General features: G+C 70.1%; 14 protein-coding genes and 1 pseudogene. 5 read left to right on the top strand and 10 right to left on the bottom strand.

Features of this window, described 5'->3' with window-relative positions; all coding sequences use genetic code 11:
- Window positions 1-24 precede the first annotated feature (24 nt).
- The 4 genes from ACFYRH_RS30015 to ACFYRH_RS30000 are packed head-to-tail and all read right to left on the bottom strand — an operon-like array spanning window position 25 to window position 3,507.
- Window positions 25-684, bottom strand: coding sequence for a (2Fe-2S)-binding protein (locus ACFYRH_RS30015; protein WP_387782347.1), 660 nt, complete (start codon window positions 682-684; stop codon window positions 25-27).
- Window positions 681-1,454 carry an ABC transporter ATP-binding protein gene (locus ACFYRH_RS30010; protein WP_387782345.1) on the bottom strand — a complete coding sequence of 258 codons (774 nt, stop codon included), beginning with the start codon at window positions 1,452-1,454 and terminating at the stop codon, window positions 681-683. The genes ACFYRH_RS30015 and ACFYRH_RS30010 overlap by 4 nt, the downstream gene beginning before the upstream one ends.
- On the bottom strand, window positions 1,454-2,482 hold the full coding sequence (locus ACFYRH_RS30005; RefSeq protein WP_387782343.1) for a FecCD family ABC transporter permease: 1,029 nt from the start codon (window positions 2,480-2,482) through the stop codon (window positions 1,454-1,456). The genes ACFYRH_RS30010 and ACFYRH_RS30005 overlap by 1 nt, the downstream gene beginning before the upstream one ends.
- On the bottom strand, window positions 2,479-3,507 hold the full coding sequence (locus ACFYRH_RS30000) for a FecCD family ABC transporter permease (RefSeq protein WP_387782341.1): 1,029 nt from the start codon (window positions 3,505-3,507) through the stop codon (window positions 2,479-2,481). Before ACFYRH_RS30000 ends, ACFYRH_RS30005 begins: the two co-directional genes overlap by 4 nt.
- A 63-nt stretch (window positions 3,508-3,570) precedes the next feature.
- On the opposite strand from ACFYRH_RS30000, the gene ACFYRH_RS29995 reads away from it, so the two are divergent.
- Together ACFYRH_RS29995 and ACFYRH_RS29990 are read left to right on the top strand one after the other, a co-directional pair.
- Window positions 3,571-4,551 (top strand): ABC transporter substrate-binding protein, encoded by a 981-nt coding sequence (locus ACFYRH_RS29995; RefSeq protein WP_387782339.1) that lies wholly within the window; start codon window positions 3,571-3,573, stop codon window positions 4,549-4,551.
- A 13-nt stretch (window positions 4,552-4,564) separates the two neighbouring features.
- The gene (locus ACFYRH_RS29990) at window positions 4,565-5,224 is read left to right on the top strand and encodes a hypothetical protein (RefSeq protein WP_387782338.1); all 660 of its coding nucleotides are present in this window, start codon (window positions 4,565-4,567) and stop codon (window positions 5,222-5,224) included.
- Between the two features lie 102 nt (window positions 5,225-5,326).
- Here the strand turns inward: ACFYRH_RS29990 and ACFYRH_RS29985 are convergent.
- From ACFYRH_RS29985 to folP, 5 genes and pseudogenes are all read right to left on the bottom strand, one after another.
- Window positions 5,327-6,055: pseudogene (locus tag ACFYRH_RS29985) on the bottom strand (alpha/beta hydrolase); the annotation flags it as partial.
- A 192-nt stretch (window positions 6,056-6,247) separates the two neighbouring features.
- Entirely contained in the window at window positions 6,248-6,850 is a 603-nt protein-coding gene (locus ACFYRH_RS29980; RefSeq protein WP_387782336.1) for a hypothetical protein, read from the bottom strand.
- An 86-nt stretch (window positions 6,851-6,936) separates the two neighbouring features.
- Window positions 6,937-7,623, bottom strand: a complete 687-nt coding sequence (locus ACFYRH_RS29975; protein ID WP_387782334.1) for a class III extradiol dioxygenase subunit B-like domain-containing protein — start codon at window positions 7,621-7,623, stop codon at window positions 6,937-6,939.
- Window positions 7,623-8,366, bottom strand: coding sequence for a pyrimidine reductase family protein (locus ACFYRH_RS29970; RefSeq protein WP_387782332.1), 744 nt, complete (start codon window positions 8,364-8,366; stop codon window positions 7,623-7,625). Before ACFYRH_RS29970 ends, ACFYRH_RS29975 begins: the two co-directional genes overlap by 1 nt.
- Window positions 8,363-9,241 carry a dihydropteroate synthase gene (folP, locus tag ACFYRH_RS29965; RefSeq protein WP_387782330.1) on the bottom strand — a complete coding sequence of 293 codons (879 nt, stop codon included), beginning with the start codon at window positions 9,239-9,241 and terminating at the stop codon, window positions 8,363-8,365. Before folP ends, ACFYRH_RS29970 begins: the two co-directional genes overlap by 4 nt.
- A 208-nt stretch (window positions 9,242-9,449) precedes the next feature.
- Here folP and ACFYRH_RS29960 point away from each other — a divergent pair, with 208 nt between their 5' ends.
- Genes ACFYRH_RS29960 through ACFYRH_RS29950 form a run of 3 tightly spaced genes read left to right on the top strand, consistent with a single transcriptional unit; the run spans window position 9,450 to window position 12,486 of the window.
- A complete protein-coding gene (locus ACFYRH_RS29960; RefSeq protein WP_387782328.1) occupies window positions 9,450-10,766 on the top strand; it encodes an L-fuconate dehydratase in 1,317 nt (438 codons plus the stop codon).
- Window positions 10,763-11,515 carry an SDR family NAD(P)-dependent oxidoreductase gene (locus tag ACFYRH_RS29955; protein WP_387782326.1) on the top strand — a complete coding sequence of 251 codons (753 nt, stop codon included), beginning with the start codon at window positions 10,763-10,765 and terminating at the stop codon, window positions 11,513-11,515. Before ACFYRH_RS29960 ends, ACFYRH_RS29955 begins: the two co-directional genes overlap by 4 nt.
- Window positions 11,512-12,486, top strand: a complete 975-nt coding sequence (locus tag ACFYRH_RS29950; RefSeq protein WP_387782324.1) for an aldo/keto reductase — start codon at window positions 11,512-11,514, stop codon at window positions 12,484-12,486. Before ACFYRH_RS29955 ends, ACFYRH_RS29950 begins: the two co-directional genes overlap by 4 nt.
- Here ACFYRH_RS29950 and ACFYRH_RS29945 read toward each other — a convergent pair.
- Complete coding sequence (locus ACFYRH_RS29945) at window positions 12,476-13,984, bottom strand: PucR family transcriptional regulator (protein WP_387782322.1); 1,509 nt, start codon at window positions 13,982-13,984, stop codon at window positions 12,476-12,478. The two genes, ACFYRH_RS29950 and ACFYRH_RS29945, sit on opposite strands and share 11 nt — an antisense overlap.
- Window positions 13,985-14,019: the final 35 nt, after the last annotated feature.

Genomic DNA, 14,019 nt, shown 5'->3' with positions numbered 1-14,019 from the left:
GTCGGCGCAGCCCGGATAGACCAATCAGCGGAAACGCGGGCAGGTGGTGCAGGCCGTCACGTTCGGCAGCACGTAGAAGTAGCAGCACGACGTCCGCAGCTTCTGTTCCAGGGAGACCCCGAACGCCGCAGCGGCCTGTTCGGCGTACGGCGCTTGTTCGGGCAACCGGATCGCCGCTCGTACTTCGTCGTCGACGGCACCGAACCGCTGCAAGGACCCGAGCTTCACGCCGGGCTGGTAAGTGTCCAGAAACGCTGTGGTGTGGGCCTTCAGCTGTTGTGCCGCAACCTCCATCGGCACGACCGCATCGGACAGCAACGCGACGTCGGTCGGGTAATGCGCCGTCGGGTGCCGCTTGAACGCCAACGCCGACGGTGAAACGTCCGGCGACATCCCAGTCACCGCAGTGGTGACAGCCGCGACCAGTGTGGGGACCTGGACGTACCACATGAGCGTGAACATGGCCGCGACCTGCACAGGTGCCTCGATGTCGTAGTCCCGCGCATAGTCCGCAGCCGCGGCAGAGCGCCACGCCAGCGTCGGGTCGCCACCGGCCTGCTGTTCCGCGAGCAGGTCCGCGCAGGACACCCAGTCCGGGTCCGGCACCGCAGACGCCGTACGCACGGACATCCAGCTGACCGAGTCGGCCAGCACGTCCGCCAGACGGCTCGCGGTGTACGTCACCCGGCCAGCCTACGGTCAGGTACGACGACCGGCGCCCCGCCAACCTCCACCACGGTTGCCTTCAGGCCGAACACGCCGGCCAGCAGGTCAGCCGTGAGTACGTCGGCCGGACGGCCCGCTGCTGCGATCTTCCCGTCCCCCATGACCACCAGATGATCGGCGTACTGCGCCGCCAGGGTCAGATCATGCAGCACTGCCACAACCGTCCTCCCGGTGACCGCCGCCGCGTGGACCACGTTCATCACATCCACTGCATGCGCCAGGTCGAGGTACGTCGTCGGCTCGTCCAGCAGCAGATGTTGGGTCCCCTGGGCCAGCACCATCGCGATCCACACCCGCTGGCGCTGACCGCCGGACAGCTGGTCAACAGGTCGCTCACGAAGCCCGGTCAGCTCGACGGCTCGCAGTGCCTCCTCGATCGCCGCGTCGTCGGCAGATGTCAGCCGCCCGAACAGACCGCGATGCGGATGGCGTCCCCGCGACACCAGTTCCGCCGCGGTGATCCCTTCCGGTGTCACCGGCCCTTGCGGCAGCACACCGAGCTTCCGGGCCAGCTCACGGGCCGGCAGCTGGTGGATGTCCTTGCCGTCCAGCAGCACTTGCCCACTGCGCGGCGTCAGCAGCCTGCTCATCCCCCGCAGCAGCGTGGACTTGCCGGACCCGTTGGGACCGACGATCGCTGTCAGCTGACCGGACGGCACCTCCAGCGTCAGCCCTTCGACGACAGGTACATCGGCGTCGTAAGCGAGGGTCAGGTTCTCGATATGCACTAGCGTCCCTTCTGCTGACGACCGATGAGGTGAAGCAGGTACGGCGCTCCGCAGGCGGCCGTGACGACGCCGACGGGCAACTCGTACGGACCGACGTGCGCCCAGTGCAACCCGTTCCGAGCCAGCAGATCAGCCAGTACGACGAACAGCGCGCCGAGCATCGCAGTCGTCAGCAACGGCGGCCGCTCCATCCGAGTCAACCGCTGCGCGACCTGTGGGGCCACCAACGCGACGAACGCGATCGGACCGGCGCCCGCGGTCGCCATGGCGGCCAGGACGGTCGCGATCACCAGCAGAGCCAGCCGGATCCGCGCAACGCGAACACCAAGCGACGACGCCAGGTCGTCGCCGAGTACCAGGGCAGACAGATCCCGATTGAACATCAGTGCTACTGGCAACAACAGCACGACAGCTGTCAGCACCGGGATTGCGTCGCTCCAGGCCCGGGCGTTCAGCGAACCGGCCAGCCAGGCGGCTGCTCGACCGGCATCGTTCACGTCGCCGACCACCAACAGCCAGGCCACCAGCGAGTTCGCCGCGGCCGCGATCCCGACGCCGATCAGTACCACCTTGCCCGCGTCGACCACGCCACGTCGGACCGACAGCGCCCCGACAATCAGCGTCGCGATCAACCCACCGAGCACCGCGGCCAACGGGATCCCGGCCTTCGCCGCGAGGCCGGAGATATTGCCGCCGCCGCTGCCCGCGAGCACGATCACCGCGACGGCGCCCGCGGATGCACCGGAGTTCACGCCGACGATGTCCGGACTGGCGAGCGGATTGCGCGAGAGCGTCTGCAGCAGCGCACCGGACACCGCGAACGCGATGCCGACCAGCAGACCGGTCGCGACGCGCGGCAGCCGCAACTCGAGAACGACCAGGCGGGTGCCGCGCCGGCCACCACCGAGCAGTACTTCGACCACGTCCGCGATCGGGAGTTTCGTCGTACCGACGCTCAGGGAGACGATCGCGACGACCAGCGCGAGGGCCGCGCAAACGATGCTGAGGACAACGGTCCGTGATCTCACAGCGCCACCGCCCGGCGGCGTACGACGAGCACGAACAGCGGAGCTCCGACGATCCCGAGGACCACGCCGGCCTGGACCTCGCCGGCACCGCCGACCAGTCGCCCGACGAGATCCGCGAGCACCAACGTGGTGGCGCCGATGACACCGGCAGCCGGGATCAGCCAGGTGTTGCGGGCCCCGAAGATGCGCCGCGCGACGTGACCGGACAGCAGACCGAGGAACCCGATCGGGCCACACGCGGCGACACCGGCCGCGGTCAGCAGGCCGATCGCTGCCAGGCCGACCAGGCGCGCACGCCGGATCGAGAGACCGAGCCCGGCCGCCACGTCGTCGCCGAGGGCAAGCATGTCGAGATCGCGCGCGTTGACCGCGGCCAGCACCAGCCCGACCACCGCGAACGGCAGCACCTGGCCGGCCACATCGAGCCCACGACCCGCGACCGAACCCACTGCCCAGAAGCGATAGCTGTCCAACGTGTCCGCATCCAGCAACACGATCGACGACGTCAACGCACCGAGCAACGCGGCCACCGCGGCGCCCGTCAACGCCAACCCGACCGGCGTCGCCCCACTCCCCCGCGAGGCAAGCTGCTGTACGGCGAACGTCGCGATCAACGCGCCGACGAGCGCGACCCAGACCGTCGAGGCAACCGACTCGACCACACCGAGCTGCAACCCGAGGACCACCGCGAACGCCGCGCCGGAGCTCACCCCGAAGATGCCGGGCTCGGCCAGCGCGTTCCGGGTGTGACCCTGCATCAACGTGCCGGCGATCCCGAGGCACAGACCGATGAGCAGGGCAACGACCGTTCGCGGGAATCGCAGGCTGCGGATGATCACGTCCGGATCGGACCCGGTGTTCGCGGCCAACGCGTGCCACAACGCGCCCGGTCCGAGCCAGCGCGAACCGAACGCGAGGCCGGCCGCGAACGCCAGCACCGCGACGACGACGAGAGCGAGCAGCCAGGTGGTGCGGCGTACCGCACGACGCGCAGTGCGCGGTGCGGCCGGGGCGGTGGAGGACATATGGTTAGGTTTGCCTTACTTGGTGAGGTCGTGAGTCACCCTAACCTGTGCCTGGAGACACCTGTGCGCTTGCCCCGCATCACCGCCCTGCTCGCTGCCGCCGCGCTCGCCTTGACCGCCTGTGGATCGTCGGATTCCGGCGACGGCGAGGACGCCGCGGCCGACTCGACCGCCGGGTTCCCGCGCACCGTCGAGCACGCGATGGGCAAGACCGAGATCAAGACCAAACCGAAGCGCGTGGTCGCGCTCGACGCCAGCTTCGTGGACGCGACGCTGATCCTGGACACCCCGGTCGTCGGCTACACCGACTACCGCAGCATCAACGGAAAACTGCCGGAGTACCTCGGGGACGATGCGACCAAGTACGGCTCCGAGGCGCAGACCGTCGGCACGCTCGCCGAGCCGAACCTGGAGAAGATCGCCGAGCTGAACCCGGACCTGATCGTCACCGCGAAGGTGCGGCACGAGAAGCTCTACGACCAGCTGTCCGCGATCGCGCCGACGATCATGTCCGAGACCACCGGGGCGACCTGGAAGGACAACATCCGGATGGAGGCGAAGGCGCTCGGCGCGGAGGATCTCGCCGAGAAGGAGATCACGGCGTACGAGAAGGCGGCCCAGACCGTCGGCGGCGCGATCAACGCCAAGGCGGGCAACCCGTCGATCTCGGTGGTCCGGTTCGTCGACGGCCCGACGCGGCTCTACCAGAACGCGAGCTTCTCCGGGATCGTGCTGAAGGACGCCGGCCTGAAGCGGCCGAAGTCCCAGGATGTGAACGGCTTCGCGCTGGAGATCAGCCCGGAGCGCATCAAGGACGCCGACGGCGACGCGATCTTCGTCACCGAGTACGCCGACGAGAAGGGACTGAGTGCGAAGACGGCCGCCCAGTTCAAGGCCAACCCGCTGTGGAAGCCGCTGGCCGCGAAGGTGCACGACGTCCCGGACCTGACCTGGATGACCGCGGTCGGCCTTCAGGGCGCGTGGGCGATCCTCACCGACCTTGCCAAGACCTTCGGCGTCCCGGCACCCGTCAAAGGGGCTTAGTTAGGGTGCCGGTATGACGGCGCTCACCCGATGGCATGTCGGTCCGTGGACGACGCGCGGTACGCGCCCCGGCGAGGAGTTCGCGCCGGGGCGGAAGCGGACGCCTGACGAGCTGAACTTCGACATCGTCGGGCTGTCGCGGATCGCCGGGCGGCGGCAGTCGCTGCCCGAGGAGATGCTGATGCGACGCTGCCAGGCCGCGTTGCGTCCGACCGATCCGCGCCTCTGCGGCGTACAGACCCTGGACCCCGAACTGGCCGCTGAGCTCGGCGAGACGGCCGACCGAGCGTTCGACTGGCTCACCGCACGAGCACCTGCGGGCTACCACTTCGTGCGGACCGACGCGGTCGAACTGGTCCCGGCGCTCGACCTCGACGCTGACGTCGTGGCCGTCGAGACGGTGCTCGAACTCGCCGGCCCGAAGATGCCCGCAGGTCGCCTGGCGGCGGCCCACGTACGACGATCCGCCGCCGGTGACTGGTACGCCGGAGACGCGGTCTGCAATTGGTCAGGTCCGCACGCAGACGCCGACGCGGCAGTTGCCGCGGTCCACCAGGCCCGCGCCGAACTGATCGAGCAGCTGCGGACAGCGGGCCGACAAGACCTCGCCGCCACAGCAGACCGCTGGCCGGTCGTGCCGGTGGAAATCGTCCTGGCAGATTCCGCGCAGTAGGCGGGGAATCGGTGGCTCAGGCCGGGCGCGTGGACGTGACCGCCACGTGCTTCTGGAGGAAGCTGAGCTCTGCCTCGACGACCTGGGCGTGCGCTCCAGGAACGGCGCGTAGTGGTTGCCGGGGACCTGGAGGACGGTGGCCTTCGGAGTGGTGGCGGCCGCCTTCAACGTGGGTGCCGCCAACGCTGACTGATCGTCCTCGCAGACGACGTACAGGATCGGGCAGCGCGCGCCGGCGGCGTACTTGTTCGGCCGGTAGAACACCGCCGGGAGGACCGACCGGGCGGCGATCGCCTGCTGCCAGTCCGGGTACCGGTTGTCCGGGTTGAGAGTCGCGTCGCTCAGCTGGGCGTCCGGCGTGTTGAGCAACGCGACTGTCCCAGGCGGCCCCGCGAGATCCACCAACCGCGGCGGCCGGCCGAACACCCCGCCGACCGTGTCGAGGAGCGCCCGCCCGAACAACCGGACCGCCGACCACGGCGTCTGGTAACGCGACGCGTTGCGAGCAACCACCGGCCCGTCGACATTCGCGGACTGCGCGATCGCGGCCGCCAGCCCGAGATTTTCCGCGGCCAGTTGTACGACGTACCCGCCGGCCAGCGAGAACGCCCAGATCGCGACCCGCTCCACCCCCGGAAGCGACTTGGCGTAGGCGATCGCCGCCCGCCAGTCGGCGAGCTGATCCGCGACCCGGGCGACCTGCCGGGGCGCACCGCCGCTCTCGCCGAGATGCCGATGGTCGAACGCCAGCACACTGAACCCCGCCGCGGCGAACTGCTCCGCGAACCGGTCCGTCCCCGGCTCCTTCGTGACTCCGAAGCCGCCGGTCATCACCACGCACCCGCCGTTGGTCCCCGGGTAGTGCCAGGCGGCGCACGCGACGCCCGCACTCGGGAAGCTCACACTCTCGCGCATCCCCAAAGTGAACCACGTGGTTCGCAAACTGTCCAGGTCGTGTCTGGCAATTCCGCGCCGTAGCGAGCAGATGCTCGGCGCGGTAGGCGGGGAATTGCCAGACACCACCTAGGGCTGCTCCTCACGCTCCAGCGCCCGGATCAGCGCCTGGAACCCGGCGTCGATCCCGTCCGCGTCGCCACTCGTGCGCCACTCGATCAGGAATCCCCGCAGCGTCGCGAGGATCAGTTCCGCCACCTCACGCTTGCGCCCGTCCGGCCAGTCCGTGGGACAGAGCGACAGCAGCGCGGGCAGGTACTGGCGCGACGCCGACCGCGCGAGGTCGGCGTACCGGCCGGCGTCGTACATCGCGAGGCCGATCGCCTGGTCGAGGACCCACGACTCGGCTCCGATCAGCGTCGGCCACATGGACCGCACCCGGTCCGCCAACGAGCGCTCCGCCGGCCCACCGGTCGCCGCCTCGAGCGCCCGCGTGATGCGCCGCTCGCGCAACTGCAGGACGGCCTGCGTGAGCAGGTCCTCGGTTCCCTCGAAGTGGTACAGCAGCACCTTGTGCGTCGTACCGGCCGCTTTCGCCGCGCGCCGCAGCGAGAAGTCGACGAGCCCGTTGGTCCCGAGTTCGTCCGCGACCTTGTCCAGCAGGTCCTTCCGCCGCGCCTCACCGCGCGGTGACTTCGCCGACCGTCGATACCCCGTGCGTTCCTCAGTCACCCGGCCAGTATCAGCGACGCCATCCACAGAACCGCGGATGATCGTTGCGGCCGCGCTTGTTCATGCCGCCCTGGAGCAGGTGGAATCTAAGTGAAACTGGCGGCGAAATAACCCACGCCGTACGGCGCTGCGTCGTAGAGCAGCTCGCCCGTCAGGCCGGCGTTGTGTAATGCACCGGCCAGGACCTGCCAGGGGGCGCGACCGGCCGCTTGGAGAACGGTCGCGAGATCCGGATCCAGGGCGGCGAGCACCTCGAGATCCGTTGTCCGCAAGGCGTTGGCGACCGTCGCGTCGAAGATCTCCGCACGTGGATGCAGGTGCACCGGCGCGTGGTCACTGCGCCGGGCCGAGCCGTCACCCATCACCAGCAGACCCACCCGATCGTCGCCCGCGGCAATCTCCCTGCCGATCTCCAGGCACCTCGCCGGGGCCTCGTCCGCAGCGACTGCGAGGTACATCCGTGGCACACCGGCGGCTTTCGACTGGTCGAGCAGCCAACCGCCGACCGTCAACGACAGCGGCAAGACGGGCGCACCGGCCCCGATCCGCACCTCGGGCGCACCGTACGGGCCGAAGGAGCCTGCGGTGCCGGCGCCGTACGTTGCCGCTGTGGGCGCCGAGCCGACGACGATCACGCTGGCGGTGTCCGCCAGCGCGTCGACGGCCGACAGACAGGCGGCGCGCAGTGGATCGAGTTCGGGCGCGGCGCCGAAGGCGAGCTCGGGCACGATGATCGGCGGGTGCGGACAGACGGCCGCTGCGACGACGGGCACTAGCGCGGCTCCCGACCGTGCCGCAGGAACAGGAAGCCGTCCTCCGTGGAGAGGACGTGCAAGAGCGACAGCGGGCGCGCGTCGGTGGCAGCCAGGCCGTCGGTGATCCGGCGCGCTCCCGGTCCGGCGAGCAGCGGCGAGACCGTCAGACACAGCTCGTCGACCAGGTCGGCGTCGGTGAGTGACCCCAGCAGGTGTGGGCCGCCCTCACAGAGGATCTGCGTCAGCCCGCGCTCGCGCAGCGCGTCCACGGCCGCGGTCAGGTCGACGGCGTCGTCGCCGCACACCAGCACGTCCGCGACCTTCGCCAAGGCTTCGCGCTGCCCCTCGGGAGACGCGGCACACGTGATGACGATCGGCCGGGTCGGAGCCTCGGTGAAGACCGGGCTGTCGGCCGCCAGCTCGAGGCGTGCACTCACGACGGCGAGGGTGGGGTTCTCGGGTAGCTCGTGATCCGTACGCCAGGCCCGTCGCTTGGCCCCGAGCCGCAGACCGCCGTACCCCTCCGCGCGCAGGGTGCCGGCGCCGACCAGGACGACGTCGGCGAGCATCCGGAGCCGGCCGAGCATGAACTGGTCGTCCTTGCTGGACAGACCGCCGGACAGACCTTCGAGCGTCACCGCGCCATCGAGGCTGGTGACGAAGTTGACCCGCAGCCGGGTCACGGAGCGGTCGGCGACGGTGTACGCGGCGATCAGCTCGTCCTCGGTGAGCTCGGCCCCGGCTGCACGGTCGTAAATCACACCAGACTCCTTCGGGTGTAAGCGGGGGTCGCCGTCTTCCGCAGTACGGCGACCAGGTCGAGCGCCTGCCGGACACCGGCCACGTCGTGGACCCGGAACACCCGGGCACCGAGCCAGGCCGCGACGCTCACCGCGGCCAGCGTCGCCGGGCCACGGCGGCCGGAGGGCAGGTCCAGGGTCTCGCCGAGGAAGTCCTTGTTCGACATCGCCATCAGCACCGGCCAGCCGGTCGCCGCGAGCTCGTCGGCCCGGCGGGTCACCTCGAGCGAGTGCAGGGTGTTCTTCCCGAAGTCGTGGGTCGGATCGATGACGATGCCGTCCGGGCGGACACCGGCGGCGATCGCCCGCTCCGCCAGCGCGGTGGTCGTCCGGATCACGTCCGCGACCACGTCGTCGTACGCCATCCGATGCGGATCAGTGCGCGGTTTGAGGCCGCCGACGTGGCTGCAGACCAGGCCCGCGCCGACCTCGGCGGCCGCGCCGGCGAGCTCCGGATCGTGACCGGACCAGGTGTCGTTGATCAGGTTCGCCCCGGCCGCGCCGACCCGCCGGGCGACGCCGCTACGGTACGTGTCCACGCTGATCAGCAGCTCCGGGTGCCGTTCCCGGACCGTCGCGACGAAATCGACCGTCCGGCGCAGTTCCTCCGCCTCGTCGACGGGCTCGCCGTACCCGGCCTTGACGCCGCCGATGTCGACCAGGTCCGCACCGTCGGCGACCGCCTGGTCGATCGCGGTGAGCGCCGCCTCGGTCGCGTACGTCGCGCCGCCGTCGAAGAACGAGTCCGGGGTCCGGTTCACGATCGCCATCACGGCGAACTCACCCACCCCGAACGACCGGCCGCCCAGCCGGAGTACCCCGTCGCGCCCGTCCATCTCACAGACTCTACGGGGCCGGACCCGCACCACTCACCAACCCCCGCCGACGGCGAGGGCGGGGCCGCCACTGAGCGGGAAGCGGGCGGAAGATGTGCACCGTGGGCCGGGTTGGTGAGTGGTGCGGGTCCGGGGAGATCTGTCGCTCAAGCCACATATCCTATAGGATTCCTCCGTCAGTCCGCCCACGCAGCAGATCGGGTCCTTGATGCCACGATTCACCGAGTTCGAGACGTACGACGTCCGTTTCCCCACGTCCCTGGACCTTGACGGCTCCGACGCGATGAACACCGACCCGGACTACTCCGCGGCGTACGTCATCGTGCGGACCGACGCCGGCGACGGGCTGGAAGGGCACGGGTTCGCGTTCACCATCGGCCGCGGCAACGACATCCAGACGACCGCGATCGAGGCGCTCCGCGACCACGTACTCGGCCTGGACCTGGACGCGACGCTGAACGACCTCGGTGGCTTCTGGAAGTCGCTCGTACACGATTCGCAGCTGCGCTGGCTGGGCCCGGAGAAGGGCGTCATGCACATGGCGATCGGCGCGGTCGTCAACGCCGTGTGGGACCTCGCCGCCAAGCGGGCCGGCGTACCGCTGTGGAAGCTGCTGTCGGACCTGACGCCGGAGCAGATCGTCGACCTGGTCGACTTCCGGTACCTGACCGACGCGCTGACGCCCGAGGAGGCGCTCGAGATCCTCCGGTCGGCGAAGGCCGGTCGTGCGGAGCGGGAGGCGGTACTGCGGGAGCGCGGGTACCCGGCGTACACGACGACGCCCGGCTGGCTCGGGTACGACGACGCGAAGCTGGTGCGACTGTGCCACGAGGCGGTCGCCGAGGGGTTCACCCAGATCAAGCTGAAGGTCGGCGCCGACCTGGACGACGACATCCGCCGGATGCGGCTCGCCCGGGAGGCGGTCGGGCCGGACATCCGGATCGCGGTCGACGCCAACCAGCGCTGGGACGTCGCCGACGCGGTCCGCTGGGTCGAGGCGCTGGCGCCGTACGACGTCTGGTGGGTCGAGGAACCGACGAGCCCCGACGACATCCTCGGGCACGCGGCCATCGCCAAGGCGATCGCGCCGATCCGGGTCGCGACCGGTGAGCACGTGCAGAACCGGGTGGTGTTCAAGCAGTTGCTGCAGGCCGGGGCGCTGTCCGTGCTCCAACTCGACTCCGCGCGGGTCGCCGGCGTGAACGAGAACATCGCGATCCTGCTGCTGGCCGCGAAGTTCGGCGTACCGGTGTGCCCGCACGCGGGTGGGGTAGGACTGTGTGAGCTGGTCCAGCACCTGTCGATGTTCGACTACGTCGCGGTCAGCGGAGCAATGGACGACCGGGTGATCGAGTACGTCGACCACCTGCACGAGCACTTCCTGGACCCGGTGGTGATCCGGGACGGGCACTACGTGGCGCCGGTGCGGCCGGGGTTCGGCGCCGAGATGGACGCACGCACCCTGACCGACTTCCGGTACCCGGCCGGCAAGATCTGGACCGATCTGACCAAGGAGAACAAGTGACCGATTTCGACGGCCTGCGCGCAGTAGTCACCGGTGGCGCTTCGGGCATCGGCCTCGCCGCCGCCACGCTGCTCGCGGCCCGCGGCGCCCGGGTGGTCGTCTTCGACCTGAAGCCGGACGTCGACGAACCGCTGACCGGGATCGCGGCCGACGTCACCGACGACGGCTCGGTCCGCGACGCTGTCTCCGCCGCGGCGTTGCAACTCGGCGGGATCGACATCGTGGTGAACAACGCCGGGATCGGCGCCCAGGGCACGGTCGCGGCGAACGACGACGACGAGTGGCACCGGGTCCTGGACGTGAACGTGGTCGGGATCGCCCGGGTGACCCGCGCCGCACTGCCGTACCTGCGCAAGTCGGAGAACGCCGCGATCGTCAACACCTGCTCGATCGCCGCCACCGCCGGCTTGCCGAACCGGGCGCTCTACTCCGCGAGCAAGGGCGCCGTCCTGGCCCTGACGATGGCGATGGCCGCCGACCACGTCCGCGAGGGGATCCGGGTGAACTGCGTGAACCCGGGCACCGCGGACACCCCGTGGGTCGGCCGGCTGCTGGACGTCGCGGCGAACCCGGAGGCCGAGCGGGCCGCCCTCGAGGCCCGGCAGCCGATGGGTCGGCTGGTATCGGCCGACGAGGTCGCCAACGCGATCGCGTACCTGGCGAGCCCGCTCTCGGGGTCGACCACGGGGACGGCGCTGGCCGTGGACGGCGGAATGCAGAACCTGCGGCTCCCGGCGGCCGGGAAATGACCGCCGGGATCAAGCTCTTCCCGGACGGCCAACGGGTCGGGCTCGGCGGCGCGCCGCTCGGCAACCTGCTCGGCGAGGTCAGCGACGCCGAGGCGACCGCGGCCGTGAACGCCGCCTGGGACGAGGGCTGGCGGTACTTCGACACTGCGCCGCACTACGGCCTCGGTCTCGCCGAGGAGCGGCTCGGCGTCGCGCTGAAGGACAAACCGCGCTCCGACTACGTGCTGTCGAGCAAGGTCGGCCGGATCATCTACAACGCCCCGGATGCCGCGTCGGACGACGAAGGCTTCGACATCAGTACGACGCGACGCCGGCGCTGGGACTTCTCCCGGGACGGCGTCCTGCGGAGCATCGAGGACTCGCTGCGCCGGATCGGGACAGACCGGCTGGACGTCGTGTTCGTGCACGACCCGGACGACCACTACGACGAGGCCGTCGCGACCGCGTTCCCGACGCTCATCGAGCTCCGGGACCAGGGCGTGATCCGGGCGATCGGATCGGGGATGAACCAGTCGGCGATGCTGACCCGGTTCGTCCGTGAGATCGACATCGACGTGATCATGCTGGCCGGTCGGTACACGCTGATCGATCCGGACGGGCTGGACGACGTACTGCCGGCTTGTGTGGACAACGACGTACAGGTGGTTGCGGTCGGCGTTTTCAACTCCGGTCTGATGTCGCAGCCGCGTCCGGCGTCCGGCGCCACGTTCAACTACGAGCCTGCCGCGCAGTCGCTCGTGGACAAGGCGAACAAGCTGGCCGACATCTGCGAACAGCACGGCACCACGCTGCCTGCTGCTGCACTCGCCTTCCCGCTGGCACACCCCGCGGTCGCCGGCATCGCCGTCGGCTGCCGGACGCCCGAAGAGGTGCACACCAACGCGACGCTGGCTCGCACCGAGGTGCCGGCCGCGCTGTGGTCGGATCTGAAGGCGGCGGGGCTGCTGCGGCAGGACGCGCCTACTCCGTAGGGGTAGTGCGGGACGCCAGGTGCAGAGCGAGGCGTTCGTCCGGGTTGGTGAGGTCCACTCCGAGCAGGTGCTGGATCTTCGCGATGCGGGCGGCCGCGGTGTTGCGGTGGATGCCTAGTACTGCCGCGGTTTCGGCGAGGGACGACTCGGTGTCCAGGTAGACGGCCAGTGTGGTGACCAGGTCACCGGGCTGGTCCTTGAGCGGGGCGAGGAGAGCCTGGGCGGCAGGCTGGAACGTGTCGGTCCGGGTCCAGGCCAGGAGCAGCTGTGCCAGGCCCAAGCGGTCCACGTGCAGGAAGCGACCGGTCTCGGCACGACTACGGGCCAGACCGGCCGCGTCACCTGCCTCAGCGAGGGTGGTGGCGATTCCGCTGGGACCGGGCTGCACCCTGCCGACTCCGACGTACGCGTCCACCGTCGGTACCAGGCGGCGCTGCACCCGGCGGATAGCGGCGGCCTGCTCCTGTACCTCGGTCGCCGTCGGCTCGCGGACCGCGGTGATCCACGCGGACCATCCTTCGCCTTGCTCGACCACTACGGCGTGCAGGCCCTCCGCGTCGAACGCCTCCACCACATCGGCCCAGCGGCCGGCGACATCCACCTGGCCGTCGGCACCGATCCGGATCCCCGTGTGCCAGCCGTCGAGCTGCCAGCCCAGATCGACTGCCCGCCGCCGCGTCGCCTCCGACGGCTCGCCATGCAGCAGCTCACCGAGGAGCGACGTACGTTGGCGTGCGTCGCGCTCCAGTTCCAAGCGGCGTAGTACCAGCCGCTCCCCCACGGCCGGCGCGACCACACTGAGCACCTCGGGTACGGCGTCAACCTCAGCAGGCACCACGCCCGGCAACCGCGCCACCAGCCAGCACACTGGCCCGACACTGACCACCGCCACTGCGATCAGCACCGCACCACTCGGCAGATCGACCCGGTACGGCGCGGCCCACGCCACCGGCACCCGTGGCAGTGCAGCGACCAACTCAGACCGTTCACTCGACTCCAACGGCTCACCGGCGAGCGTCCCACCGTCAGCCCCCGCCAACGTGATCGGCCGACTCAGTACGCCGGATGTCGTCCGTAGTACCGACGTCAGATCAGCGTCCGCTCGTCGTAACGCGGACACTGCTCGCAGTACCAGATCGGATCGCACTACTTCCGGCTCGCTGGTCACGCGCCGCAGATGCTCGTGTGCTGCCAGCGGATCCGGACAGCCCAGGACGGGCAGCTGCAACCGCTCTGCCAGGAGTTGCGCTCCACGGCCCAACGGCTCCACTCCGGCCAGCAACAAGGCCCCGGCTCGTGCTGCGGCGGCCCGGCTGATGAGTGCGTCGATCCGCCAGTCGCTGTGGTCATTCGCGAGCAGTACGACGAGCACGTGCCCGTCCAGGCGCTCCGGATGCTCAGCCACCTCCAGCACGACCCGGGACCCGGTCAGCCGCGGGCCGGGATCTGTGGGCCCGCCCAGCACCACCACGTCCCGCCAGCCCGGTGAAGTGAGCATCGCCGCGAGCGAAGGCCCAGTCATCACGCCCCCAG

Source organism: Kribbella sp. NPDC004875 (assembly GCF_042873375.1).
In the GTDB taxonomy this organism is placed as follows: domain Bacteria; phylum Actinomycetota; class Actinomycetes; order Propionibacteriales; family Kribbellaceae; genus Kribbella.
The sequence above is the reverse complement of the archived record's forward strand: the minus strand, read 5'-3'. Positions and strand labels throughout refer to the sequence as shown.

Bases quoted from the DNA above. Each gene is read 5' to 3' on its own strand.
- folP (WP_387782330.1), bottom strand. From the start codon at position 9,241: ATGGACGGGCGCGACGGGGTACTCCGGCTGGGCGGCCGGTCGTTCGGG.
- ACFYRH_RS29990 (WP_387782338.1), top strand. From the start codon at position 4,565: ATGACGGCGCTCACCCGATGGCATGTCGGTCCGTGGACGACGCGCGGT.
- ACFYRH_RS29945 (WP_387782322.1), bottom strand. From the start codon at position 13,984: ATGCTCACTTCACCGGGCTGGCGGGACGTGGTGGTGCTGGGCGGGCCC.
- ACFYRH_RS30000 (WP_387782341.1), bottom strand. From the start codon at position 3,507: ATGTCCTCCACCGCCCCGGCCGCACCGCGCACTGCGCGTCGTGCGGTA.
- ACFYRH_RS29950 (WP_387782324.1), top strand. From the start codon at position 11,512: ATGACCGCCGGGATCAAGCTCTTCCCGGACGGCCAACGGGTCGGGCTC.
- ACFYRH_RS29960 (WP_387782328.1), top strand. From the start codon at position 9,450: ATGCCACGATTCACCGAGTTCGAGACGTACGACGTCCGTTTCCCCACG.